The sequence below is a fragment of the Pseudomonas putida genome, from assembly GCF_025905425.1.
Taxonomy (GTDB): domain Bacteria; phylum Pseudomonadota; class Gammaproteobacteria; order Pseudomonadales; family Pseudomonadaceae; genus Aquipseudomonas; species Aquipseudomonas putida_AF.
Genome location: NZ_CP109603.1, coordinates 1,462,182 through 1,487,203, shown reverse-complemented (window position 1 = coordinate 1,487,203; position 25,022 = coordinate 1,462,182). Strand labels below are relative to the sequence as shown.

The window sequence follows — 25,022 nt, the reverse complement described above, 5'->3', positions numbered from 1 at the left end:
CTGACCGATCAGAGGTTCTCGTAGCGGTTCATGTCCAACACGCCCGCTTCCACCGGCTGGGTCTCCTTGATGAAGGTATTCAGGTCATGGAAGTACTGCCAGAACTGCGGATGACTACGGCGCACACCCCAGCGCATGACGATGCGCTCGAACTTGCCGGCGTCATCACGCGCATACTCCATGTCCTCGACAAATTCCGGCACATCCTTGGTTGGAATGTTGAAGATGAAGTTGGGGTAGCTGCTGAGCACACCTGGGTACAAGGTCAGGGTGTCCAGCCCCGGCTGGTATCGGACGGCCTCGCCCAGCAGGAAGGCGACGTTGCTGTGCGCGCGGTTGCGCAGCAAGCTGTACACCTGGCGCTGACCGCCCTGCCCTTCGATGCGCAGCAGGGTCGCTTCAGGCAACTGGTTGATGACCTTGAGCCCGGCAGCCGGGCGCGACACCAGGCGGCTGAGCGACTGCTCGGCATTGCGGAACTCTTCGCTCATCTGCGGCCGCGAACAGTAGGCGCCTTGGCAGCGGTTGATCGGATCGGGCGCTGCATTCAGGCTGCCGGTGCGCTGCAACAGCTTGAGGCCGAAGTCGCGCTTGGGGTTGCCTGGGTCGAGCTTGATGCCGCTCGGGGTGTCGGTGTCGATGTCTTCGTAGTCGAGCCACATCTTCACCTTGCCACTGTTCTGGTACCAGTCGCTGAGGATCGCGCTGCGCTGATCAGCCGGCATCAGGCGCAGGAAGTTGACCTCGGCGCCGTTGCGGATCAAGTCGAAGTACAGGCGTGTCTGCAACTGGTGCGAGACGTTGCCGAATACATCGAAGTTGACCGCCAACTGGTAGTAGGTGCGTTCGAGCAACGGGTAATCGAACAACCACACGGTGAGCGGCACATCGCCGATCAGGCCCTTGCTAACCGCGGCGCTGTCGAAGTGGCGGAAAATGCTCAGCAGCGCATTGTCGTTACCGGCCCACAACGTCGACCAGCCCGGCGCCGGCATGTCGGCATAGGCTTCGCGGCGCAATTTTTCGTACGCGTTGCGCTTGTCGCGGTAGGCATGCCAGAGGCTCAACACACTGCCCACGTCATCGATCTGCCCCGGCATGGCCAGCAGCGGGGTGGCCTCGCCACGGTACTGGGCATCGGTGATGTAGCGATCATGGGCCGGTTCCTGGAAGAGCGCCCAGAAGTTGTCGCGAATCACGTCGGTTGCAATCTGCCCACGGCACACCGGGCCTCGGATGAAGGTGCGCACGAAGTACTCGGCGTTGTCCAGCATGAACTGGTAACGCGCCACCGCAGGGATCGCCTCGAACGTTTCGAAGGGGTTGGCCCGGTGCCGTGGGCCGTAGCCTGGCAACGCGGCGGCATGCCAGTCACCTGCGTAGAACAGCTGTTTCACCCGCTTGAGCTTCTGCGGCCCCATCGGGTAGGTGATGTGCGTCTTGTGCACGATCACACCTTGCACCGGAATCAGCCGGTAATAGAAGTCGGTGCCTGGTGGGTCGTTGGGACGACGGGTGGCGATCAGATCGACGGGCTGGCCACTGGGCGTGCGCGAACGCACCCACTGGAAGAAGTGGCCCTGCTCCCCACCAACAAAGTAGATATGCGCAAGGAACAGGTGTTCGTATAGCCAGCGCCCAACCAGGGCTTCGGTGGAGCCCGGGCGGTTCAGCAGCTCTTCCCAATCGGCAATCTGCTTGGCCTCGGCCGCACTGGCCTGGATCGGCTGGTACTCCACCGGTGCACCCGCAGCCAGCCAGCGTTGCAGCGTGCTGTACTCCTGGTCGGTCAGGCCGGTGACCGCCAGCGGCATGCCCTCTTTGGGGTGCGCGCCCGCGTAGGCGTCGAACTCATGGGGCAACGGGCACATGTTGTTGCGGTTAATTCCCAGGACGATGTCCTCGGGCAGCTTGGCATTGGGCGTGAGCGGCGTCTTGTGCCCCAGTTCGAGCATGCGCGCCATCAGCGCCGCCTGGCTGCCCTGGCTGTCGAGCACCGAGTAGAAGCCCTTCTTGCGCCACTCGCCCTCGCTGTGGGCGTCGTAGAACAGCCGCGTGGTGGGCACCGCCGTGCTCCGGTCGCCCTGGTACACCGGCACCTTGGTGGCTCCGCGCACGGCGCCCTCGGGGCTTTCCAGCTTGAGCTGGCAGGCAGCGTCGTTACAGGCGTGGCAGGCCACGCATTTCTCGGTGAAGATCGGTTGAATATCCCGGGTGTAGGAAATGGCCGGGCTCGACTGGGGGGCTTGCGCAAACGCTACGCCGCTGATGAGCAGGGCGAAGACGCCGGCAAGGATACGATGCACCATGTGCGAAAAGTCCTGGTTCTTGAAAGCCATCACGATTGCCTGGTCGGGCCTGGGTGCCTGTGCGTCAACATGAGCAAAATTCATGCAAATGGGCGATACGCCTAAAAACCGCGCAGCTTTGTTATGATTCGGCACCTTCTGATATTCGCCCGACCAGGTAGTTCCTATGTCCGACCGCAGCGCTCGTCTCCAAGCACTCCAGCACGCACTCAAAGAGCGCATCCTGATCCTCGACGGCGGCATGGGTACTATGATCCAAAGTTATCGCCTCGAGGAACACGACTATCGTGGCACGCGCTTCGCCGATTGGCCAAGCGATGTGAAAGGTAACAACGATCTGTTGCTGCTCAGCCGCCCCGATGTCATCGCCGCCATCGAGAAAGCCTACCTGGACGCTGGCGCCGATATTCTTGAAACCAACACCTTCAACGCCACGCAGATTTCCCAGGCCGACTACGGCATGGAGTCGCTGGTCTACGAGCTTAACGTCGAAGGCGCGCGCATTGCCCGCCAGGTGGCCGATGCCAAGACCCTGGAGACGCCGGACAAACCGCGCTTCGTCGCCGGCGTGCTTGGCCCGACCAGCCGCACCTGCTCGATCTCCCCGGACGTCAACGACCCCAGCTACCGCAACGTCACCTTCGACGAGCTGGTAGAAAACTACGTCGAGGCCACCCGTGGTCTGATCGAGGGCGGTGCCGACCTGATCCTGATCGAAACCATTTTCGACACCCTCAACGCCAAGGCGGCGATCTTCGCCGTGCAACAGGTGTTCGAGGATGACCAGGTCGAACTGCCGATCATGATCTCCGGCACCATCACCGACGCCTCGGGCCGTACCCTGTCGGGCCAGACCACCGAGGCCTTCTGGAACTCGGTACGCCACGCCAAGCCGATTTCCGTGGGCCTGAACTGCGCCCTGGGCGCCAAAGACCTGCGCCCGTACCTGGAAGAGCTGTCGACCAAGGCCGACACCCACGTCTCGGCGCACCCCAACGCCGGCCTGCCGAATGCCTTCGGTGAATACGACGAGACCCCGGCCGAAATGGCCGCAGTGGTCGAGGAGTTCGCCGCCAGTGGCTTCCTCAACATCATCGGCGGCTGCTGCGGCACCACGCCTGGGCACATCCAGGCCATCGCCGAAGCCGTGGCCAAGTACAAACCCCGCGAAATCCCGGAAATCGCCAAGGCCTGCCGCCTGTCCGGCCTGGAGCCGTTCACCATCGACCGGCAGTCGCTGTTCGTCAACGTTGGCGAGCGTACCAACATCACCGGTTCCGCCAAATTCGCCCGGCTGATCCGCGAAGAGAACTACACCGAAGCCCTGGAGGTCGCCCTGCAGCAGGTCGAGGCCGGCGCCCAGGTGATCGACATCAACATGGACGAAGGGATGCTCGACTCCCAGGCCGCCATGGTCCGTTTCCTCAACATGATCGCCGGCGAGCCGGACATCTCCCGCGTGCCGATCATGATCGACTCCTCCAAGTGGGAAGTGATCGAGGCGGGCCTGAAGTGCATCCAGGGCAAGGGCATCGTCAACTCGATCTCCATGAAGGAAGGCGTCGAGCAGTTCAAGCACCACGCCCGCCTGTGCAAGCGCTACGGCGCCGCCGTGGTGGTGATGGCCTTCGACGAGGTTGGCCAGGCCGATACCGCCGCGCGCAAGAAGGAAATCTGCAAGCGCAGCTACGACATCCTGGTCAACGAAGTCGGCTTCCCGCCGGAAGACATCATCTTCGACCCAAACATCTTCGCCGTCGCCACCGGCATCGAAGAGCACAACAACTATGCCGTCGACTTCATCGAAGCCTGCGCCTACATCCGCGACCACCTGCCCCACGCCTTGAGCTCGGGCGGTGTGTCCAACGTGTCGTTCTCGTTCCGCGGCAACAACCCGGTGCGTGAAGCGATCCACTCGGTGTTCCTGTTCCACGCCATCCGCAACGGCCTGACCATGGGCATCGTCAACGCCGGCCAGCTGGAGATCTACGACGAGATCCCGGCCGACCTGCGCACCAAGGTCGAGGACGTGGTGCTCAACCGCACCCCGGAAGGCACCGATGCACTGCTGGCCATCGCCGATGACTACAGAGGCGGCGGCGCCACCAAGGAAGTCGAGAACGAGGCCTGGCGCTCGCTGCCGGTTGGCAAGCGCCTTGAGCATGCCCTGGTCAAGGGCATCACGGCGCACATCGTCGAAGACACCGAAGAGTGCCGCCAGCAGTGCGCACGCCCGATCGAAGTCATCGAAGGCCCGCTGATGAGCGGCATGAACGTGGTCGGCGACCTGTTCGGTGCCGGCAAGATGTTCTTGCCGCAGGTGGTCAAGTCAGCGCGCGTGATGAAGCAGGCCGTGGCGCACCTGATCCCGTTCATCGAAGCTGAAAAAGGCGACAAGCCAGAGGCCAAGGGCAAGATCCTGATGGCCACGGTCAAGGGCGACGTGCACGACATCGGCAAGAACATCGTCGGCGTGGTCCTGGGCTGTAACGGCTACGACATCGTCGACCTTGGCGTGATGGTGCCGGCAGAGAAGATCCTGCAGACCGCCCGCGACCAGAAATGCGACATCATCGGCCTGTCCGGCCTGATCACCCCGTCGCTGGACGAAATGGTCCACGTTGCACGCGAAATGCAGCGCCAGGGTTTCAACCTGCCGCTGATGATCGGTGGCGCGACTACCTCCAAGGCCCACACGGCGGTGAAGATCGAGCCCAAGTACAGCAATGACGCGGTGATCTACGTCACCGACGCTTCGCGGGCTGTCGGCGTGGCGACCCAGTTGCTGTCCAAGGAACTCAAACCCGGCTTCGTCGAAAAGACCCGTCAGGACTACGTCGAAGTCCGCGAACGTACCGCCAACCGCAGCGCCCGTACCGAGCGCCTGAGCTACGCCAAGGCGATCGCGGCCAAGCCACAGTACGACTGGGCCGGCTACCAGCCAGCGGTGCCCTCCTTCACCGGCGTCAAGGTGCTGGAAGACATCGACCTGCGTACCCTGGCCGAATACATCGACTGGACGCCTTTCTTCATCTCCTGGGACCTGGCCGGCAAGTTCCCGCGCATCCTCACCGACGAAGTGGTCGGCGAGGCCGCTACGTCGCTGTACAAGGACGCCCGCGAGATGCTCGACAAACTGATCGACGAGAAGCTGATCAGTGCCCGCGCCGTGTTCGGCTTCTGGCCGGCCAACCAGGTCGCCGATGACGACATCGAAGTCTATGGCGACGACGGCCAGACCCTGGCCACCTTGCACCACCTGCGCCAGCAGACCATCAAGCCCGACAACAAACCGAACTGGTCGCTGGCCGACTTCGTCGCACCCAAAGACAGCGGCGTTACCGACTACGTTGGCGGCTTCATCACCACCGCCGGCATCGGTGCCGAGGAAGTGGCCAAGGCTTATCAGGACAAGGGCGACGACTACAGCTCGATCATGGTCAAGGCCCTGGCCGACCGCCTGGCCGAGGCCTGCGCCGAGTGGCTGCACGAGCAGGTGCGTAAAGAACACTGGGGCTATGCCCGTGACGAGCATCTGGACAACGAGGCGTTGATCAAGGAGCAGTACAGCGGTATCCGCCCTGCCCCAGGCTACCCGGCCTGCCCGGACCATACCGAGAAAGAAACCCTGTTCCGCCTGCTCGATGGCACGGCCATTGGTGAGACGGGCCCGAGCGGCGTGTTCCTGACCGAGCACTTTGCGATGTTCCCGGCGGCGGCGGTCAGTGGCTGGTACTTTGCTCACCCGCAGGCGCAGTACTTTGCCGTGGGCAAGGTCGACAAGGACCAGATCGACAGCTACAGCGCGCGCAAAGGCCAGGAGGTCAGCGTGAGCGAGCGCTGGTTGGCGCCTAACCTTGGGTACGACAACTAAGTTTTATTGGCTATACCGGCCTCTTCGCGGGGCAAGCCCGCTCCCACCGGAGCCCCACTGCTCTTGAAGCCTGTGGGGTACCTGTGGGAGCGGGCTTGCCCCGCGAAGAGGCCAACATCATCACCATTGCCTACACTGTCCGTGATTGCCTCCGACTACCCAGGAGCACCCATGGACGACTCAAGCCAAGGCAAGCCCCCTACCTTCTGGCAAATGCTGCACAGCATCCTCGCCGCCGCCTTTGGTGTGCAAAGCGGCAAGAACCGCGCACGCGACTTCACCCACGGCAAAGCCAGCCACTTCATTGTCATGGGCACGGTGTTCACCCTGCTATTTATTCTGGTATTGATCGGCTTGGTGCAACTGGCCATGCACCTGACCGCCCGCTGATGCTCAATGCCTGAATGAAAACGCCTGCGGGAGTCCATCCCACAGGCGCCTTGGCTGCATCACGGTCTGAATGGAAGTCTACTGGTGGCTGACCCAATACACGGCGGTAACGACCACCAGGACGATCAAGCAAAGAATCGCCCAGGCATCGACACTGCTGTCAGCTTTGCGGACCTTGGTTGAGTTTCCCATTGCATTGCCTCTTGTTGTGGTTATGGGAATGCACTTCACCTCCAGCAGTTAAGACGAGCAATGCCCTTTCCTCAAGCAAGGTTTTTCGCCATTCGACGGGCCGAAAGGTCAATACTCCACAGGCGACGTCAGAAAGGGGTACTGAAAACTGGATGGGCGACCTTGAGCGCTGTAGCGTCGAAAGTCGATGCCATAGTCGTCACGTTCGAGCAATCTAAGCCAACGTCGCGCCTTGTCCGGGTCGATCGACTGCAACACCGGGACACTGTGCTCACGCAGCCCATCCCGATTGATTTGCAGCCCCTGCGCATCGTCCTTGAGCATGATCATCGCCCACCCCCCCAAGGTAAAATGCCCGCCCATGAGCACACCCAGGCGCCCGTCAATACGCGCCCGCAACGCCTCGGGCGAACTGTTGACGGCGCTGAACACGGCATCGCGCCCCGGCATGCGCCCAGCGGCCTCGAACGCCTGCATGGCGCCGAAGGCCATCTCATCGTTGGCCGACCACACAAGCTTGGTATCCGGGTAGCGCTCCAACAGCACACGCGCCTGCTCGAAGGCGCGCTCACGGTTCCAGCCACCGTACACCACCGTGCGCAAGCGGACCTGGGGGAAATCGGCCAAGGCGCGGCGCATGCCCGCTTCACGCAGTTGCGACGCGGGGGTGGTCTTCACTCCGGCAAAGGCTACAAGGTCCACCGGTTCGTTGCCGGGCGGCAGCAAGGCGACCATCTCGTGCAGCATCTGGTAACCGGCTTGTTCATCGTTGGTGGTCAGCGTGCCCAGTACCTGAGCATATTTCTCTGGCTGGGCCTCGACGCTCTGCGCCTGGCTGGCGGTCAAACCGTTGTTGACCAGAAACAGCTTCACCCCGGTGCCCTGCGATAGGCGGATGATTTCCGGCGCCACATACTGCTCGTTGACCAGCACCAGGTAGTCTGGGCGCTGCGGGCCCTTGAGCAGCGCCCGTGCCTGGCTCAGTGCCCGCTCGGCACTGCGCTCGCTGTATTCCACCCGCAGCGTCAACCCCAGGTCGTCGGCTGCGGCCTGCATGAAGCGTGAATAGCTGACCCAGAATGTCTCATTGGACAGGCCTGGGTTGAGGAACACGACTGAAGCTGCCTGCGCATTGGCTGCCAAAGGCAAGCTCAGGCACAAGCTTTGGCACAGCGCCTTGAGCATGCGGTTACACCCCTGCAACAAACCCGCGAGTATAAACCCACGGCACCTCAGGGCGAACAAATGCCAGTCAGTCTCACTTAGTTCGTTTGGTTCTTTTCATATGCAAAAACATCACTTTAGCGCATAAACACACTCTGATATCGTTCCCCAGCTCCGAACCGGAGTGCGCGGCCGTGCGCGCGAATAGCTGCATGCAGCCTGAGACAGGACTTTTATGTACGTATACGACGAGTACGATCAGCGGATCATCGAGGACCGCGTCAAGCAGTTCCGTGATCAGACCCGCCGCTACCTGGCCGGGGAGCTGAGCGAAGAAGAATTCCGCCCTCTGCGCCTGCAGAACGGCCTTTATATCCAACGTTTCGCCCCGATGCTGCGCGTCGCCGTGCCGTATGGCCAGCTGAACGCCCGCCAGGTCCGCACACTGGCCAAGATCGCTCGCGACTACGACAAGGGCTACGCCCACATTTCCACCCGCCAGAACGTGCAGTACAACTGGCCGGCGCTGGAAGACATCCCGGACATCCTTGCCGAGCTGGCCACCGTGCAGATGCACGCGATCCAGACCAGCGGCAACTGCCTGCGCAACACCACCACCGACCAGTTCGCCGGTGTTGCCGCAGACGAGCTGATCGACCCGCGCCCATGGTGCGAGATCGTCCGTCAGTGGACCACCTTCCACCCAGAATTCGCCTACCTGCCGCGTAAATTCAAGATCGCCATCAACGGCTCGAAGGAAGACCGCGCCGCCATCGAAGTGCACGATATTGGCCTGGAGCCAGTGCGCAACGAAGCGGGCGAACTGGGCTTCCGCGTGCTGGTCGGCGGCGGCCTGGGGCGTACCCCGGTGGTTGGCTCGTTCATCAACGAGTTCCTGCCTTGGCAGGACCTGATCAGCTACCTGGACGCCATCCTGCGCGTGTACAACCGTTACGGTCGCCGTGACAACAAGTACAAGGCGCGGATCAAGATCCTGGTCAAGGCGCTGACGCCTGAAGTGTTCGCCGAGAAGGTCGAGGCCGAAATGGTCCACCTGCGTGGCGGCAGCAGCACCCTGACCGAAGATGAAGTACAGCGCGTTTCGCGCCACTTCATCGACCCGGACTACCTGGCCCTGGACAATGTGGATTACAGCGCCCAGGACGCCGAAGCCCCAGGCTTCGCCCGCTGGCGCTCGCGCAACACCCGCGCCCACAAGCGCCCTGGCTATGTGGCCGTGACCCTGTCACTCAAGCCCACCGGCGTTGCCCCAGGCGACCTGACCGACAAGCAGCTGGACGCCGTGGCGGACCTTGCCGAACGCTACAGCTTCGGTTTCCTGCGTACTTCGCACGAACAGAACATCATCCTGGCCGACGTCGAGCAGCGCCAGCTGCACGCCCTGTGGCTGGAGCTGCGCGAAGGTGGTTTCGCCACGCCGAACATCGGCCTGCTGACCGACATCATCTGCTGCCCGGGTGGCGACTACTGCTCGCTGGCCAACGCCAAGTCGATCCCGATCGCCGAATCCATCCAGCGCCGCTTTGACGACCTGGACTACCTGTTCGACATCGGCGAAATCGACCTGAACATCTCCGGTTGCATGAACGCCTGCGGCCACCACCACGTGGGCCACATCGGCATCCTCGGTGTGGACAAGAAAGGCGAGGAGTTCTACCAGGTGTCCCTGGGCGGCAACGCTGCACGTGACGCGAGCCTGGGCAAGATCCTCGGCCCGTCCTTTGCCCAGGACGCCATGGCCGATGTGATTGAAAAGCTGATCGCCGTGTACGTTGAACAGCGTACCGAGGAAGAGCGTTTCATCGACACCTACCAGCGTATCGGCATCGACCCCTTCAAGGAACGCGTCTATGCAGCGAATCATTAAGAACAACCAGATCGTCGACGAAACCTGGCACCTGCTGCCCAAGGAAACCTCGTTCGACGAGTTGACCAACTGCGACGACTACATCGTCCCGCTGCAACTGTGGCGCGACCATGCCCACGTGCTCAAGGCCCGCGACGGCGGCCTTGGCATCTGGCTGGACAGCGACGAAGAAGCGGAAGAGATCGGCGATGATGTTCAGCACTTCCAGGTCATCGCCCTGAACTTCCCGGCCTTCACCGACGGGCGCAACTACTCCAATGCGCGCCTGCTGCGTGACCGCTACAAGTTCACCGGCGAGCTGCGCGCCATTGGCGACGTGCTGCGCGACCAGCTGTTCTTCATGGCCCGCTGCGGTTTTGATGCATTCGCAATCCGTGCCGACAAGGACCCGGAAGACGCGCTGCAGAGCCTGAAGGACTTCTCGGTGACCTACCAGGGCGCCACCGACCAGCCGCTGCCGCTGTTCCGCCGCCGCTGATCGTTACGCTGCATGGCCCACCGCCCGGTGGGCCATGTCCTTTTTAGCCTCAGCCCCTACGACCCCGTGGTTTCCTCTGCGCGGGCGGCATCTGTTGCTCAGCCACCCTCTCCCGCTCTGCCATCAACCGCGCCAGCGCCTCTCGAATTCGCCCCATAACAGCCTCGCTCAGCTGATTGTGCTCAAGATTGACCGTATCCGGATGTGCCTCCACCCAGCTCAACGCTTCATCGGTCAGCACCCCAATTCGGTTACCGCGCAAGTCGACGATCAACTCGGGATAGCGTTGCAGTAGAGCCAGAGGAAAACTGCGCATGCCCGTCGCTCGTAATGACAAAAATTGCAGGTGTATGTTGTAGCGCAACTGCGGCAATGCACCCAGCGGGTTTCCTTCAAGGCTGAGAATTTCCAGCCTGGCGAACCATTCCAGGCGTAATTGGCCTTGCGCATCCAAGGTGATAGCGTTGTCCTGCAGGTACAGCTGGGTCAACCGGCTCAGCTGACTCAAATGCTCCGGGACAACCTGCAAACGGTTCGCACCCAGGTTTAGAATGCGCAACTGGGCGAGATTGCCGAGCGTGCTGGGCACTGTACCCAGCAGGTTGCCGCGCAGCTGCAGGTTCTCAAGGTTTGCCAACTGCCCGATACGATCATCCAAGCCCGCGATCTGGTTAAAGGACAGATCCAGGCTGGTCAGTTGAGCCAACTGCTCGACACCGTCAGGCATCTGCTCCAGTTGATTACCACTGAGATCCAGATCGGTCAGTTGAGTCAAGTGTTCCAGCCCGCTGACCGTTTCGAGCCGGTTTCCCCCCAGGGTCAACCGGCGCAGTTGTGGTAGATGTTCCAACCCATTCAGGTGAGCGATCCGATTCCCCGACAGGTCCACATCCTCCAGATTGGGAAATCGACGCAAGAAATCGGCATCGACAACCGAAAGTTGCTGATTGCGTAATGACAAGGCGCGTAACCGTTCAAACATGATGCCTGAGGGAAGCCCTGGCAACGAGCTGATGGCCGAGCCAACACTGGACGAGCCCAGAGAGGGGCCCTCCTCGCGGTAATTGGACTGCCAAAACGCCCGCAGGACGTCTGCAATATGAGATCGAGCATCATGTTCCGGGTCACCGGGCAGCCCGCGCCAAGTGTCCAGGCTCATCTCAAGGCGCCTCGACAAATGAGCATAGGCGCGGGTACCCGGGCCATGGGGCGGTTCGAGCCGATACCATGTCCAAGCGTTGCCACGGGCCAAGCTCAGCCTCAGTGCCTGCTCCTCTTCCTTGCGCTGCTCGACGAGGCGGTCAGCGTCACCTTCCGGCATTTGCCCTGTCGCCGGGTCTACAGCCAATGCAGCTAGCCGATCAGCGTACGCCTGCCGAACGGCCGAAAACTGATCGGCATAGGCGACCCGCACATGATCGTGCCAGAACGCTTGTTGTGCCAGGTACTGGCTGAGTGCCTCGGAGTTCTCGGCGTCGTACACCGCAGCTTCGGCTGCGATCAGGTCATCAGCCGTCACTTGTTCGACGTGCCTGAAACTCATGTACGTGGGCTGGCCATAAATGCCCAGTGGCTCTGCAAGCTGAACGCGGAAGGCCAAAAAAACTTCGCTTGGATTGAAGGGTACAGCGCGCAAGCGCAAGGCTTCGATGTGCTGCGCTGCATAGCGGTTGACCTGGTCTAGCCTGAACAGCTCACGCCCCAGGCTACGCAACGCCCGTTCCAGCGCCCTGCCCCGCAGGCCGTCTGTACGTAATGCCACCTGAAGGCTGATGATCAGTGCATCAAGATCAATGCCGCGTTGTGGTACAGCGGCCTGCCGGAAAATGGCCCGACGGATATGCGCATGGTGGTACATGGCATTGAGCAATTCCCCCACCCGCCGGCGCATCTCGGCAGGTTGAAGTGCAGAGGCCTCGGAGGGCCACAACGCCTCAAGAAATGCAAAGAAGCCATCGCTGCCAGCTTCCTGCTCAAGCGCCTGCCACTGGCTACGCCGGTGTGCAGCCTCCTCATCGCTCAACCCGTCGAACCACGGCTCATCGGCCTGCGCGCGCGGCGCCACAGGCTCGATGGCCAACCGTTCGCGCGCTTCGGCTGATAACGGGTTGCCCTGCAAACGCACGCGGTCTGGGTTAGCGCGCAACAAACCAGCCTGCACTTCGCTGATATCGACGATACGGTTATCGCGCAGGTCGATCAGCTCCAGTTGCGTGTACGCGCTGGTATCGGGTATTGATACCAGCCTGTTCGACGACAGGTCCAGATGCCGCACGTTGGGGAAACGGGCGAGAAAACCCTGATCGACCGCGGTGAGTTCGAGGCTGCTCAAGGTCAGCGTGGTCACGCGCTCGAAGCGTACCGACTCGGGCAATGCCGGCAGTGTGCCCAGGCGTGTCCCGTCCAGTATCAGCGCAAGATTGCCGTGCGTATCGCGAACGCGCCGTTGCCAGGCATGGCGAATGCGCCGGGCAATGCGCGCGCGTCTGATCAGTTGGATGGGCCCGGAGGATTGCCGAAGCCACGCCCCTAACGCCTGATCCAAGGCGCGCAAGTCGTCACACAGCCGCAGGTAATGGTTCCAGGGGGGCCGTCCAAGGCTGCGGGCTTCAGCGACGAAATGCACCATGGCATTCTCGTCAACGTCAGGAAACAGCCGCTGAACACCGCGCCGTAATGCGCGGTTACTGCTTTCGCCTCGCCCACTCAACGGGTAGCCCAGGCGACCGTCCCCCAACCTTACCGGCGGCCGGAAGCCCAGCCCGATCGGCGCCATAGCCAATAAAGAGGCGACCTTGTCGCGTTGCTCGCTGGCCCATTGCGAGAGGTGATCGGCCAACGCTTGCGGAGAATCCCCGGCATTGCCCAATGCCCTCTTCTGCCACGGGTCCAGCTGCAACAGCAATGCCTGGAACAGGCTGTCGTCGGCCTTGGCCGACGGCATCGGCTGGCCCTCTGCATCCAGAGCCTGATAACCCTCGTCCGTTTTGAGCACGGTACGCACTTCACTGGCCTCTTGCGGCCCTATCCAGGCTGTTCGTTCGCCCAAGCGCGTCCCCTTGCGCATTTCTATCCGCAACCCGCGCCAGGGCGCGCGCTCCGCGATCAGGTCCAAGGCCAATTGCTCGGTATCCCGGTTGATTGCAGCGCTTTGCAGCAGACCCGCGCACGCACGGTCCAAGCGTGCATCGCGCAGATACCAGCGCGCCTGCTCAGCCAAGGCCAGCGGTACTCGCTGACGCGCTTGCAACTGCTCGACGAGCCCCTCGGCGCTGTGTTCGAGAATTTCACGTGCCCCGTTGACGGACAGCCCGGGGAAGTCCCGGCAAAGCTGCGCTTCAGCGTCCGATGGCAAAGGCTGCTGCGCCTGCAGATGACGCTCAAAACCCTCGTCTTGCAGCCACGGCAATTCAGCGTGTAACTGCTGCCTTTGCACGGCGTCTTTCAAACGCGCCGGAGACGGGGCCTGTTCCACGTGCAGACGGCGCAGCTGGTCCTCGTTGAAGCCCGTGGCGCGCATCACGGTGTGCACAGCCTGCTGATCCAGCTGTGTCCATTGAGGGTCAAGATCCTGCAGCAGCTCGACACTGCCATGCCATTCATGGGGCATCTCAAGCCCATGCTGCCCGGCACCGGCAGCGATATGGCCTGGCAAATAGGGGTCGCACAGCCTCAACGCCCCCTCATCCGTGTGCACAGGCACCAAGTCATCGACCCGTGCGGCTCGTGCCAGACGGTGCGATGCTGCGCCAGCGCCTACGTTGATAGCGGTCATTACCACGGTCTCGGCAACCGCATACACATGTTCCAACGCGCCCTGACGGTCACCCAGATACCAATCGGCATAACCCTCATAGACCTCATCCGCCACCTGCAGCGCAGTAATACCCAATAGCGGCAACGCCAGCACAGGTAGCGCGAAACTTGCCAGGCCCAATGCATCGAGCGCAAAACTCAGGTAGAAATGCAGGCGCCTGTCACGCACCTGCGCATCCACTTCTGCAGTAGGCACCGCATGCACCTTGGCATTGTCCAGCAAGGTGTCGATCTGCTGCTTGCGCAAGTGTTCGAACAGCGGCACGTCGATGGCTTCATGACGCCCATCAAGCTGGACCGGGACATCCAGGCCGCTGGCTTTCAACGCCTTGTCCAAGGCACGCGTGTAGGTTTCCAGGTCGCGGGCGCCGATAAACCGCTGAAAGAACTCGACGTAGCCTGGCAAGCGAAACTGCTTGCCCAGGGTCACGTACAAGACGTCCCAGGATGGGTACCAGGTCAAGGGGCCTTGAGGGTCATCGGGGATCCAGCACAAGACCCCCTCTAACGCCGCACCGGTTGCCCCCTGATGGGTGACTTCAAACGCCACTGCACCGCGCACCCACTGGCCGAATACGCGCAGTTGCATTGGGCGCAACCCCGGCACCGAAGAAGCACCCGGGGTAAACAGGGCAAACAGCGGAGCACAATGCGCGTAGGCGTGCCGCGGGATTTCCCCGTTGACCAGGGACAGCTTCAGCGCCGCCTCCAGGCTTGCGCGAAACCCTTCCTCAACCAGCGCCTCGAGTTGTCGGCCAGCCTCCCCGTTCGGCACCAGTTGCGCCCGCAGGTAGGACTGATACTGGCCACCCAGGTCAAGCGAGCGACACAGCGTGAAGAAAGCCTTGGGAGAAAGGGCACACGCCTGCCCGGTCGCATCCAGCACGGCGGTGCCCGGCAAGATCGCGCTGGCGAGTGTTTCGCCTTCAGTGAAGTTGTGCAGGGCCGACTGCAACAGGCTGTGCTGGTAGATCCGCTCTTTGATGCCATCCGGGATGTGAGCAATGTGTGAAGGGAAACGCTGCAACGTCCTGCGTCGCAAGTTGGCCTGGCGCACATCGAGCGTCAGCTGATGTTGCGTTTGCAAAGCGTTTTGCAACAACGGGGCAGCAAAGACATCCAGCGGCGTGATCTGCGCCAGCCAGCTGTGCAACTGCTGCTGTACCTGCTGTTGCCGTCGCTGGCTCTCATGCAGGCTGTAGAGGGTTTCCGGCGAGGCCTTGGTCAACCAGCCAGGCAGGCGACTGGCAACCAAAGCATCGGTGGAATCGTCGGGGAAAGGCGAGTTCTGCATCGCAGGCTCCTCAAGGCTGAAGCCGCGATTGCACCACTGCACAGCGGGGCGCTTGCGGTAACTATTGCGTCAGCCCCGTTGGCTCAGCGTGTCAAACTGCATGCGCGCCGCCCGCCAACGCGCCAGCACCTCCTCATCAAGGGGATTGTTGTTCAAATTGAGTCGGTTGGGGTGTTGCCGAATCCAGCCCAATGCCCGCTCGCTCAGCTCGACTATCAGATTGTCGGCAAGATTCACATACACGCCCACATGGCGCTCCAGAAATGCCAGGGGAAATTCGCTCAGCCCTGTCGAGCGAAGCGACAGATGAAGCAGGTGGTCGAGGTTGCGCAGTGGCGGAATCATGCCAATAGGGTTGCCATTCAAGCTGAGCGTTCGCAAGGCGCTGAAGGCTTCCAGCCGTTGGCCACCTGGCGCATCGATGATGATCTGGTTGTCAGCCAGGTACAGCTCGACCAGCTGCCGCAGCCGTTCCAGGCCCTCGGGTATGGCCGTGAGGCGATTGCCGCGCAAGTTGAGGATTCTCAAGCCCGTCAAATTGCTCAGCGCCGCTGGTACACGCGTCAATCTGTTCTCTGCCAGGTGCAACTGCAACAGCCTGCTCAGCCCGCCCACGGTGTCCGGCAGGTCGGTAAGGCGATTACCGGCAAGGTTCAACTGGGTCAGGCCAACCATGTGCTCAATACCCGCTGGCAGTGATGTGAACTGGTTGTTGCTCACATTCAGGTACTGCAGCCGCACGAGCCTGCGAATCTGCTCGGGAAGGGCTGACAACAGGTTGTCACTCAAGTCCAGTTGCGTCAGCAGCGTAAGGCCCTGTACACCGTCAAGCGCAGTTAGGCGGTTGCGCCGCAGGTCCAGGCGCGTGAGCCGGGTGAGGGTTGCCAAGCCGGGTATGGCAGTGAGCTGGTTGTCGTTCAAGGCCAGCTGGGTCAATGACGACAGGTGCTGCACCTCATCCAGGGTAGCCAGCCGGTTGTGCTGCAGATCCAGGCTGATCAAGCGGTGCAGGTCACCCAAGCCAGGCACTGCGGTCAGTTTGTTGCCACTGAGTTGCAAGCTTCGCAAATGGCTGAAACGGCCAAGGAAATCGCTCTGGAGCGAGGTCAATCCGACATTGCTCAAGCACAAGCGTTGCAGGTGCCCGAAGTGAAGACCTGGCGGCAACATGGGCAAATTCCCTACCGGGTCATTGCGCACCACCAACGCTTCCACCCCGCCCGGGCCGTAGAAGTCAGGCTGCCATGCCTCGCGGATCAGTTGCCCGACACGCTGGCGGCGATGGTAGTTTTCAGCCGTGGCTTGCCCCCGCCAGGCACGCAGGCTGAGGTCGAGCCGCTCCACCTGCCTGGCCAGTTCACTGAACGCCGTCCAGATCGTCCGCCCAGGCCTCTGCGCCAGTTGCAGGGCCAGCCACATCACGTCCTGTGCTGGGCGGTGCGGGAACAACTGGTGCAGCCCGGCGCGAATGGACTGGCGGGCCTGCAGGTCCGCCGTGGTGACAACCTGGCCGCGTAGCGGGCGCGAGGCATCGCCACCACTCAGTGGGTAGCCCAGCCGACCATCGCCAAGGCGCACCGGCGGGCGTATCGCACCCTCTACCGGGGCCATGCCAAGCAGTGTTGCAACGCGCTCCCGTTGCTCGCCAGCCCGAATGGCCAAGGCATGACCGAGCTGCTCTGCCGCTCGCCCCCCCTCACCCAGCCTCTGCTTCTGTGCCTCATCAAGGTGCCACCACAGTGCCTGGACCACGCTGTCGTTTTCGCTCGCTGAGGGCAGCGTCACCCCCGCCGTGTCCAAAGCCTGGTAGCCCTGGCCACGCTTGACGATGTACTTCACTCGGGTGGCATCTTGTGCTCCGGACTGGGCCAGCAGATCACCGCTCAAGCGCTCGCTGCGCAGCTCGACCCGCTCGGTTTGCGCCCACGGTGCCACATCAGCAGTCAAGCCCAGCGCCAGCCGCTCGGTGTCAGCATTCACCGCCGCCGCCTGATAGAACCCCGCGCAGGCGCGATCCAGGCGGCTGTCACGCAACAACCAGCGTGCTTCGCTGGCCAATGCCAGGGGCACACGCTGGCTGCTATTCATGGCGTCGACCACATCAGGCCCAGCACGCAAGGTAATTTCCCGCGCGCAGCGCGGTGTAAGGCCGGGGAAGTCGCGTTTCAACACACGCTCTGCTGCCCCTGTGGGGCTCTGCAGCCCACTCAAGTGCAGCTCAAATGCGGCGCCGTGCAACTCAGGGTGCTGAGCATGTAACTGGTAGCGCTGCAAGGCATCCTGCAACCGTGCCGGCGCCGGTGCATGATCCAGGTGCAAGCGACGCAGACGCCCTTCATCGAAGCCGGTTATGCGCATCACACGCTCGGCCGTCAGCGGGTCGAGCGTCGCCCAGGCACTGTTCAAACGTTGCATCAGTTGCGTCGCACCCTGCCAATGCTGTGGGCTTTCCAACTGATGGGTCCAGCCGCCCTCGCCATTGTCGTCGAGCCAAGGTGAATAGGCCTGCGCCCTGCTGGGGTGGCGGATGCGCAAGCCCGCCCCTTGAGCATCCTCAACAACCTGGTAGGTCGCCAGGTGGGTGCGTAAACGGCTCTGCCCGGCCACTACGGCACGCTCGCCAACGGCCAGCCCCTGGTCGGGCAGCGCATAGCCTGGCAAGGCTGCATCGATCAGCCGCAGCTCGTGGCGCTCGGTCATTATCGGCAGCAGCGCATCCACGTAGGCAGAGCGTTCGATCAAGCGCCCGGCGACCACACCGATCGACGCCAATGCGACCCCCGCTGCCAGGTTTTCAGCAACGCACCACAGGTGGTTCAGCGCACCCTCGCGATCACCGAGCTGCCAGTCGGCATAGCCTTCATAGACCTCGTCCGTGATCTGCAGCGCAGCGATGCCCAGCAGAGGCAGGCCAAGTGCGGGTACGAACAGGCTGGCCAACCCCAACAGGTCAAACCCTGCACTGGCATAGTCGCTCATGCGCCGCTCGCGCTCTGCCTGGCTGGCCTTGGCGGTGGGCGTGGCCAACACGCACGCATCGTCAAGCAGCGTGTCGAGGCGCACCTGACGAACGTGCTGAAACAGCGGCCCTGCGATCGCGTGGCTGCGGCCATCGAGCTGGAGGGGCGGGCCGCCCGCTCTGGCTTGCAACAAGCGGTGCAGGGTGAGGCTGAAGGCGCACCGATCACGCTCGCTGATAAACCGCTGAATAAAGGAGGGATAGCCATTCGTCCGGCACCGTTGGCCCAGGTTGCGCCACAGATCATCCCAGGAATCAAAACGCCGCAGCGCCCCCTGAACATCATCAGGCACCCACAGCACGACCCCCTCAAGCGGCGCGCTCGACCGCCCCTCTCGGCGCGCCTCGAACGCCACTACCCCGCGCAGCAACTTGCCCAGCACCCGCAGCTCGAATGGCTTCAATCGGGTGGTGTCGGCGGCCACCACGGCGACTTTCGAGATAACCGGAAGGTACTGCAAGTACGTGCGTTCATCGATGTCACCCCTGGCGGCTGCCAGGCGCACGTCAGCCTCAAGGTTGACGCGCGCACCTTCTTCGAGCAGCGATGCGACCTGCGTGCCCTCATACCCCGGCGCAAGCAGGATCGACTCAAGATGGCCCTGGTACTGCCCCCCGACATCCACGCTTCGGCAAAGCGCAATGTAGGTTTCCGGGCTCAGCACCTGCACCGCTCCTTGAGCGTCCACGATTACCTGGGTTTGCAGCGCGCCTGCGGGCGGGGTGTGCTGTTCGGCGAAGTTGTGCAGCGCCGCGGCCAGCAACGTCACGTCGCTGACCTCGCTCAGCGCCTGGCCCAGCCCGCCAGGAACTGCGGAGGATGCGGGAATGAGGGTCGTGTGGCGCAGCTTCGCCTGACGCACATCAAGCCCAGGCATCTGCCGTTCGCTCAAGGCCTGGTCAAGCAACGTCTTGGCAAAGGTATCCAATGGGGTAATGCGGGAGAACAGCGCTGCCAGCCGGTGCTGGATGCGTTGCTGCTGCTGCAGACTTGCCCGCAACGTACCAAGTCGGTCGAGGGACGCCGTGCCCAGCCAGGTGGGTAATCGGCTTGCGATCAGGGTGTCGGTCAGATTGGGTTGCAGCGTTGGGGCAGTCATTGGCGGCTTTTCCGGTTGGGAATTCAGCCCGCAGCTAAACAGTGTTGCACTGCGCAGCTGCAGTACTTATGTCAACCAGGGCATGAGCGCGCGCCTCGATCACGGTCATCCCATCCATTCGTGACTACACGTCAAATGACCTTCGCCCAGACTCGCCTTAATCATTTCAGTTGAAACCCGCACACTGATCCTCACTCGAACAGGTATCGAAGCACGCTACCGTCCGTCATTCGATCCCCGCCTCACTCAACAGGAGCACATTCATGAGCATTCCCGTTTTCGGCCTGGGCACCTTCCGCCTCACCGGCCAAGCCGTCATCGATTCGGTCAAGTCGGCCCTGGCACTGGGCTACCGCGTCATCGACACCGCGCAGATCTACAAGAACGAAGCCGAAGTAGGCCAGGCCATTGCCGAAAGCGGCGTACCGCGCAGCGAGCTGTTCATCACCACCAAGATCTGGGTCGACAACTACGCGGCCGACAAGCTGATCCCCAGCCTGCGCGAAAGCCTGACCAAACTGCGCACCGATTACGTCGACCTGTTGCTCATCCACTGGCCGGCACCGGGCAATGGTGTCGAGCTGACCGAGTACATGCAAGCTTTGGCTCAAGCCAAAAAACTGGGCCTGACCCGGCAGATTGGTATTTCCAACTTCAACATCGAGCTGACCCGCCAGGCCATCGACGTGGTCGGCAAAGGTGAGATCGCCACTAACCAGATCGAGCTCAGCCCCTACCTGCAGAACCGCGAGCTGGCTGCCTTCCTAAAGGATCAAGGCATTACCGTCACCTCCTACATGACCCTGGCCTATGGCAAGGTGCTGAAGGACCCGGTGCTGGTCGAAATCGCCGCCAAGCATAAAGCCACCGTCGCCCAGGTAGCCCTGGCGTGGGCCATGCAGCTGGGCTACGCAGTGATCCCGTCCTCGACCAAGCGCGAAAACCTGGCCAGCAACCTGCTCGCCCGCGACCTGCGCCTGGACGCCGACGACCTCGCACGCATCGCCTCGCTTGAACGCAACGGCCGCGAAGTCAGCCCAGATGGTCTGGCGCCAGTCTGGGACTGATCAGCCCTCGAACCTTTGCGCTGGGTGCCGGCTTGCCGGCCCCACAACGTCAGCGACGCGATTGCGACCTCCCACAGCACCATTGTTCCGCCCACCGTAATTATGAAGTGCCGGGCATGCCCATTCCCCGCACCGCCCTCCATGACTACGCTCCTAGGTGTAAACCACCTGAGGAGTCCCTACGATGCCCCGCCCACCGCTGCCCCCCTTCACCCGCGAAACCGCCATCGAAAAGGTCCGTCTCGCCGAAGACGGCTGGAACAGCCGCGACGCCGCCAAGGTGGCGCTCGCCTACACGCCCGATACCGTGTGGCGTAACCGTGTCGAGTTCCCCCGTGGCCGTGACCAGGTGGAGGCCTTTCTGAGACGCAAGTGGAACCATGAGCTGGAGTACCGCCTGATCAAGGAGCTGTGGGCCTTCACCGGCAACCGAATTGCCGTGCGTTACGCCTACGAGTACCACGATGACAGCGGCCAGTGGTTCCGTGCTTATGGGAATGAGAACTGGGAATTCGCCGAAGACGGCCTGATGCAGAACCGCCATTCGAGTATCAATGAGCAACCGATAGCCGAAGCCGAGCGCAAGTTCCACTGGCCCTTGGGCCGGCGCCCGGACGATCACCCCGGCCTCAGTGACCTGGGGCTCTGATCGCCACGGCCGGTCAACCGGCAGGCAGCGTGACCCTGACCTCGAGCCCGCCGCCCTGGCGGTTGCTCAGGGTCACGCTACCGCCCTGTTCAAGAACGATGGCACGCGCCGCTGGCAAGCCCAGGCCGACCCCGCCAGTGTCCTTGTTGCGCGAGCCTTCGATGCGGTAGAACGGCTCGAAAACGCGTTCCTGCAGAGGCTCCGCGATGCCCGGCCCTCGGTCAAGGACACGGATGACGATCTGCTCGTCAGTGACCTCCAGCAGCACCGTCGGCTCACCGCCATATTTCACGGCATTGTCGATCAGGTTCACCACTACCCGCTTGATGCCAATGGGCCGGCCAACATAGACGCAGCGGCGCGGGCCGCTGAGGCTGATGTCCATGCCCGCATCCTTGAAATCATCCACCACCGTCAACAGCAGTTCACCCAGGTCAAACGCGGTGGTCGGCTCCAGCCGCGCATCATCACGGAAAAACTGCAAAGCGGCGTCAACCATCGCCTGCATCTCGTCCACGTCCTTGAACAACTTGGCCTGCAGCTCGCCATCCTCGATGAACTCGGCGCGCAAGCGCATGCGGGTCAATGGCGCGCGCAGGTCGTGGGAGATCGCCGCGAGCATTTGCGTACGGTCATCGAGAAAATGCTTGAGCTGGGCCTGAGTGGCGTTGAACGCAAGGATGGCCTGGCGCAGGTCATAGGGGCCGACCACGGGAATCGGTGGCGCATTGAAGTCCTTGCCAAAGCGCCGCGCCCCTTCGGCGAAACGTTCCAAGGGCTGGGCCAGATAACGCGTGGCGAACAACGCGAGCGCCAGGCTGGAAGCGATCATCAGCGCCAGGATGATCAGGTTGCGCGGCAGTTCATCCAGCCCCCAGCTGCGGTCGATGGCGCGATACAGCAACCACGACCCGTCCGTCAGCTCGATCAGCAGGGCGTAACCGCGCGGCTGCGCCTGGGCGGGCAAATCGGACGGCCCGAAGACCTCGATCTGCGCATCCGCGCGCTTCAACAGGGCGCGCAATGTCGGCGCGCCCTCGCGAAATTCGCTGTCGGCCAGTGCCGGCAACCCGGCTTCGCCACGCTGGCGCAGCCATTGCACGCTGTACGACGCATCCCCCGCCGCACGGGCCAGGGCCTGCCGCTGCGTGGCAGGCGCGGCGTCGATGATACGGGCGACCGAGGCGACCTTCTCGATCAGGCCGCTTTCCAGCAACGGAGGTTGCGCCCATACGCTGAGCAGCACACTGAACACCCACTTGAGCAACAGCAGGCTGAGCATGGCCGCCAGGGTAGTGAGGGCGATCCAGCGGGCGATGGTGACGCGTGGCCGAGGCAGAGCCTTGCGCGCCCAGGCAAGCGGGCTCATTGCTTGGTCACATTGGCGCTGAACAGATAGCCGACGTTGCGCAAGGTGCGGATCAACGGTTCGTTGCCGTCATCGCGCTCAAGCTTGCGCCGCAGCCGGCTTACCTGCACATCGATGCTGCGGTCGTAGGCTTCGTGCGCTTCGCCACGGGCCAGGTCCAGCAGTTGCTGACGGCTGAGCACGCGCCTTGGGTGCTCGACAAACACCAGCAACAGCTCAAACTCGCCGTTGGACAACGGGATCATCACGCCCTCCGGCGAGCGCAGTTCACGGCGCAGCACTTCCAGCTGCCAGCCAGAGAACTCGAGTACCCCGCGCGGCGTGGAGGCTGGGCTGCTCACATTTTCGCCTGCCCGGCGCAACACCGCTCGCACCCTGGCCAGCAACTCACGGGCCGCGAACGGCTTGGTCAGGTAGTCGTCCGCGCCCAGCTCCAAGCCGACCACGCGGTCGCTCAGTTCGCCCATGGCAGTGAGCATGATCACCGCCACTTTGTACTCGGCCCGCAAGCGCTGGCAAAGCACCAGGCCACTGTCGCCTGGCAACATGACATCAAGAATGACCAGGTCCGGTACCCGACGTTCGAGTGCCTGCCAAAGGCCTTGGCCATCACTGGCCACATCGACCTCATAACCGTGTTGACGGAGAAACTTCTGCAGCAGGTCGAGTACTTCGACATCATCGTCGACAATCAGCAAATGGCTCACACCAGGGCACCGCGAACAGAGGGAGTAAAGGCTTACTTTAAGGCCATCCCAAGGCTGCCGTCATATATTTCAACCCGGAAACAAAGTGTCAGCCGGGCAATAATCCAGACATTCCCAGGCAATCAACCGGCCACACCATCGGCGCCAGTTCTTGTCAGGAATGTGCCCATGCCCACCCGCCTCTATGCCTGGTTTTCAGCCCGCAACGCCCTACTCGCCTTGTCACTGCTCGCAGCCGGAGGCTGTAGCCAGCGGCCACCTGCCAGTGCCTGTGGCCCTGTGGCCTATCAGCTCAGCGACCCGGTCGAACCCGCCAACCGCGCCGTGTTTGCCTTCAACCGAAGTGTCGATGATTATCTGCTGGCACCGGTCGCCCGTGGCTACAGCGCATTGCCTGATTTCACCCAGCAGGGCGTGCACAACTTCGCGGCCAACTTCGGCGAGCCCAAAGTCCTGGTCAATGACCTGCTGCAAGGCAATGGCGAGCGGGCGATGACCAGCCTCACGCGTTTCATCTTCAACACGACCCTGGGCGTGGCAGGCCTGATCGATGTGTCCGGGAAGATGGGGCTGGCCCGACACACGTCGGACTTTGGCCAGACCTTCGGCGTGTGGAACATTGCCGACGGCCCGATCGTCGAGCTGCCGTTACTGGGCACGCACAACCTGCGGGATGCGACCGGCAAGGTGCTGGACTTGGCGATCGACCCGTTCGGCGACAACAGCGATACGATCGATACCCTGGGCAATGTGGCAATGGCAGGCGGTGTGGTAGATGGCCGCGCCGAAGCGCTGCCGGTGACCGACACCTTGCGCATCCTGCCTGATTACTACCTGGCCGTGCGCGACTACACCGCCCAGCAGCGGGCCGAACGGGTCGCCGAGGGCAAGGCAGGCGCGCCTGGCAAACGGCCGGCGAGCTGCCAAGGCGTGCAAAACGATGAATGATACCCAGGCCCCGGTGGTGCTGTTCAGACGCCTGCAGAATGACACCCGGCAACAGTTGCTGCACGAGCTTGAAGCACGCGTGTCCGATGATGGCCGACACCTGATCGTGAGCCGTTATCGCGAACGGTACGGCGATGCTGCACAGCGCCACGAAGTACACCGCCGGGTACCCATCGCAACGCTGCTGAAGTGGATGGCCCGCGAAGGCAGGCGACACGAGCCATCCTGAGGGCGGGTTTCAGAGCGTCATCTTGCTGACTGCAGCCAGCAGCAAGGGCGCCATCTGTTCGTCGGTCATCGCCGGACAGACCTGCATCTGCATCAGGTCGGTCCAATCCAATGTCCATTCCAGCACGGGGTTCAGGTCGTCGCCTTCAACCACGGCAAACCCCTGCAACTGCCCCACGGCATACCAGCGGCCCAGTACTTTCAGGCTGGCGGGCGCGGCGCCGCCGTTCTTGGCGAAACGGGCCATGACCGCATTGCGGTTTTCCGGGGCGATGGTCCAGTGAATGATGAAAAGCATGTGGCACCTCCCAGTTGCTCGGCACCTGTGCGTTACGCTCGCCCTGGGGTACCGCGGCCAGCGGTGAGTGAATGCGCCATGTTTAGGCATAGCAGTGCTGCGGCGGTTTGCGCGGTTGGCCGTCGGAACCGCCGTGGCCGTCAATGACGCGGCGATCCTTGATGTCCGAAACGCGCTAGTGAGTGCCTGTTCGACGTGAGACAGACAAAAGCACCGCTGGCTATCCTCCGCC

Annotated in this window: 15 protein-coding genes; 8 read left to right on the top strand and 7 right to left on the bottom strand. The window is 62.5% G+C overall.

What is annotated here, in order from left to right:
* Positions 1 to 8 precede the first annotated feature (8 nt).
* A complete protein-coding gene (locus tag OGV19_RS06655; protein ID WP_264313898.1) occupies positions 9 to 2,309 on the bottom strand; it encodes a fatty acid cis/trans isomerase in 2,301 nt (766 codons plus the stop codon).
* A 166-nt stretch (positions 2,310 to 2,475) separates the two neighbouring features.
* On the opposite strand from OGV19_RS06655, the gene metH reads away from it, so the two are divergent.
* Together metH and OGV19_RS06645 are read left to right on the top strand one after the other, a co-directional pair.
* Positions 2,476 to 6,183 carry a methionine synthase gene (gene metH, locus OGV19_RS06650; RefSeq protein ID WP_264312644.1) on the top strand — a complete coding sequence of 1,236 codons (3,708 nt, stop codon included), beginning with the start codon at positions 2,476 to 2,478 and terminating at the stop codon, positions 6,181 to 6,183.
* Positions 6,184 to 6,354: 171 nt separating this feature from the next.
* Positions 6,355 to 6,573: a DUF2970 domain-containing protein gene (locus OGV19_RS06645; protein ID WP_264312643.1), complete on the top strand. Its 219-nt coding sequence runs from the start codon at positions 6,355 to 6,357 to the stop codon at positions 6,571 to 6,573.
* 300 nt (positions 6,574 to 6,873) lie between these two features.
* Here OGV19_RS06645 and OGV19_RS06640 read toward each other — a convergent pair whose 3' ends face one another.
* Positions 6,874 to 7,950: an ABC transporter substrate-binding protein gene (locus tag OGV19_RS06640; protein ID WP_264312642.1), complete on the bottom strand. Its 1,077-nt coding sequence runs from the start codon at positions 7,948 to 7,950 to the stop codon at positions 6,874 to 6,876.
* Between the two features lie 214 nt (positions 7,951 to 8,164).
* On the opposite strand from OGV19_RS06640, the gene OGV19_RS06635 reads away from it, so the two are divergent.
* Both OGV19_RS06635 and OGV19_RS06630 read left to right on the top strand, forming a co-directional pair.
* Positions 8,165 to 9,817, top strand: a complete 1,653-nt coding sequence (locus tag OGV19_RS06635; RefSeq protein WP_264312641.1) for a nitrite/sulfite reductase — start codon at positions 8,165 to 8,167, stop codon at positions 9,815 to 9,817.
* Entirely contained in the window at positions 9,801 to 10,295 is a 495-nt protein-coding gene (locus OGV19_RS06630; RefSeq protein ID WP_264312640.1) for a DUF934 domain-containing protein, read from the top strand. Before OGV19_RS06635 ends, OGV19_RS06630 begins: the two co-directional genes overlap by 17 nt.
* Before the next feature lie 49 nt (positions 10,296 to 10,344).
* On the opposite strand, the gene OGV19_RS06625 is transcribed toward OGV19_RS06630, so the two are convergent.
* Positions 10,345 to 15,405, bottom strand: coding sequence for an NEL-type E3 ubiquitin ligase domain-containing protein (locus OGV19_RS06625; protein ID WP_264312639.1), 5,061 nt, complete (start codon positions 15,403 to 15,405; stop codon positions 10,345 to 10,347).
* Positions 15,406 to 15,474: 69 nt separating this feature from the next.
* Positions 15,475 to 19,524, bottom strand: a complete 4,050-nt coding sequence (locus tag OGV19_RS06620; protein ID WP_264312638.1) for a leucine-rich repeat domain-containing protein — start codon at positions 19,522 to 19,524, stop codon at positions 15,475 to 15,477.
* A 263-nt stretch (positions 19,525 to 19,787) separates the two neighbouring features.
* Between OGV19_RS06620 and dkgB the strand changes: the two genes are divergently transcribed.
* Positions 19,788 to 20,591 (top strand): 2,5-didehydrogluconate reductase DkgB, encoded by an 804-nt coding sequence (gene dkgB, locus OGV19_RS06615; protein WP_264312637.1) that lies wholly within the window; start codon positions 19,788 to 19,790, stop codon positions 20,589 to 20,591.
* A gap of 184 nt (positions 20,592 to 20,775) precedes the next feature.
* Positions 20,776 to 21,240 carry a nuclear transport factor 2 family protein gene (locus OGV19_RS06610; RefSeq protein WP_264312636.1) on the top strand — a complete coding sequence of 155 codons (465 nt, stop codon included), beginning with the start codon at positions 20,776 to 20,778 and terminating at the stop codon, positions 21,238 to 21,240.
* A 13-nt stretch (positions 21,241 to 21,253) separates the two neighbouring features.
* Here the strand turns inward: OGV19_RS06610 and OGV19_RS06605 are convergent, their stop codons facing one another.
* Together OGV19_RS06605 and OGV19_RS06600 are read right to left on the bottom strand one after the other, a co-directional pair.
* Positions 21,254 to 22,609 (bottom strand): sensor histidine kinase, encoded by a 1,356-nt coding sequence (locus OGV19_RS06605; protein ID WP_264312635.1) that lies wholly within the window; start codon positions 22,607 to 22,609, stop codon positions 21,254 to 21,256.
* On the bottom strand, positions 22,606 to 23,316 hold the full coding sequence (locus OGV19_RS06600; RefSeq protein ID WP_264312634.1) for a response regulator: 711 nt from the start codon (positions 23,314 to 23,316) through the stop codon (positions 22,606 to 22,608). The genes OGV19_RS06605 and OGV19_RS06600 overlap by 4 nt, the downstream gene beginning before the upstream one ends.
* A 168-nt stretch (positions 23,317 to 23,484) precedes the next feature.
* On the opposite strand from OGV19_RS06600, the gene OGV19_RS06595 reads away from it, so the two are divergent.
* A complete protein-coding gene (locus OGV19_RS06595; protein WP_264312633.1) occupies positions 23,485 to 24,264 on the top strand; it encodes an MlaA family lipoprotein in 780 nt (259 codons plus the stop codon).
* Positions 24,257 to 24,493 carry a hypothetical protein gene (locus tag OGV19_RS06590; RefSeq protein ID WP_264312632.1) on the top strand — a complete coding sequence of 79 codons (237 nt, stop codon included), beginning with the start codon at positions 24,257 to 24,259 and terminating at the stop codon, positions 24,491 to 24,493. Before OGV19_RS06595 ends, OGV19_RS06590 begins: the two co-directional genes overlap by 8 nt.
* Before the next feature lie 9 nt (positions 24,494 to 24,502).
* Here the strand turns inward: OGV19_RS06590 and OGV19_RS06585 are convergent, their stop codons facing one another.
* Entirely contained in the window at positions 24,503 to 24,790 is a 288-nt protein-coding gene (locus tag OGV19_RS06585) for a DUF3303 domain-containing protein (RefSeq protein ID WP_264312631.1), read from the bottom strand.
* Positions 24,791 to 25,022: the final 232 nt, after the last annotated feature.

What these genes read in the sequence shown, in the direction of transcription:
- OGV19_RS06655 (WP_264313898.1), bottom strand. Translation starts at nt 2,309, where the DNA reads ATGGTGCATCGTATCCTTGCCGGCGTCTTCGCCCTGCTCATCAGCGGC.
- metH (WP_264312644.1), top strand. Translation starts at nt 2,476, where the DNA reads ATGTCCGACCGCAGCGCTCGTCTCCAAGCACTCCAGCACGCACTCAAA.
- OGV19_RS06645 (WP_264312643.1), top strand. Translation starts at nt 6,355, where the DNA reads ATGGACGACTCAAGCCAAGGCAAGCCCCCTACCTTCTGGCAAATGCTG.
- OGV19_RS06640 (WP_264312642.1), bottom strand. Translation starts at nt 7,950, where the DNA reads ATGCTCAAGGCGCTGTGCCAAAGCTTGTGCCTGAGCTTGCCTTTGGCA.
- OGV19_RS06635 (WP_264312641.1), top strand. Translation starts at nt 8,165, where the DNA reads ATGTACGTATACGACGAGTACGATCAGCGGATCATCGAGGACCGCGTC.
- OGV19_RS06630 (WP_264312640.1), top strand. Translation starts at nt 9,801, where the DNA reads ATGCAGCGAATCATTAAGAACAACCAGATCGTCGACGAAACCTGGCAC.
- OGV19_RS06625 (WP_264312639.1), bottom strand. Translation starts at nt 15,405, where the DNA reads ATGCAGAACTCGCCTTTCCCCGACGATTCCACCGATGCTTTGGTTGCC.
- OGV19_RS06620 (WP_264312638.1), bottom strand. Translation starts at nt 19,524, where the DNA reads ATGACTGCCCCAACGCTGCAACCCAATCTGACCGACACCCTGATCGCA.
- dkgB (WP_264312637.1), top strand. Translation starts at nt 19,788, where the DNA reads ATGAGCATTCCCGTTTTCGGCCTGGGCACCTTCCGCCTCACCGGCCAA.
- OGV19_RS06610 (WP_264312636.1), top strand. Translation starts at nt 20,776, where the DNA reads ATGCCCCGCCCACCGCTGCCCCCCTTCACCCGCGAAACCGCCATCGAA.
- OGV19_RS06605 (WP_264312635.1), bottom strand. Translation starts at nt 22,609, where the DNA reads ATGAGCCCGCTTGCCTGGGCGCGCAAGGCTCTGCCTCGGCCACGCGTC.
- OGV19_RS06595 (WP_264312633.1), top strand. Translation starts at nt 23,485, where the DNA reads ATGCCCACCCGCCTCTATGCCTGGTTTTCAGCCCGCAACGCCCTACTC.
- OGV19_RS06590 (WP_264312632.1), top strand. Translation starts at nt 24,257, where the DNA reads ATGAATGATACCCAGGCCCCGGTGGTGCTGTTCAGACGCCTGCAGAAT.
- OGV19_RS06585 (WP_264312631.1), bottom strand. Translation starts at nt 24,790, where the DNA reads ATGCTTTTCATCATTCACTGGACCATCGCCCCGGAAAACCGCAATGCG.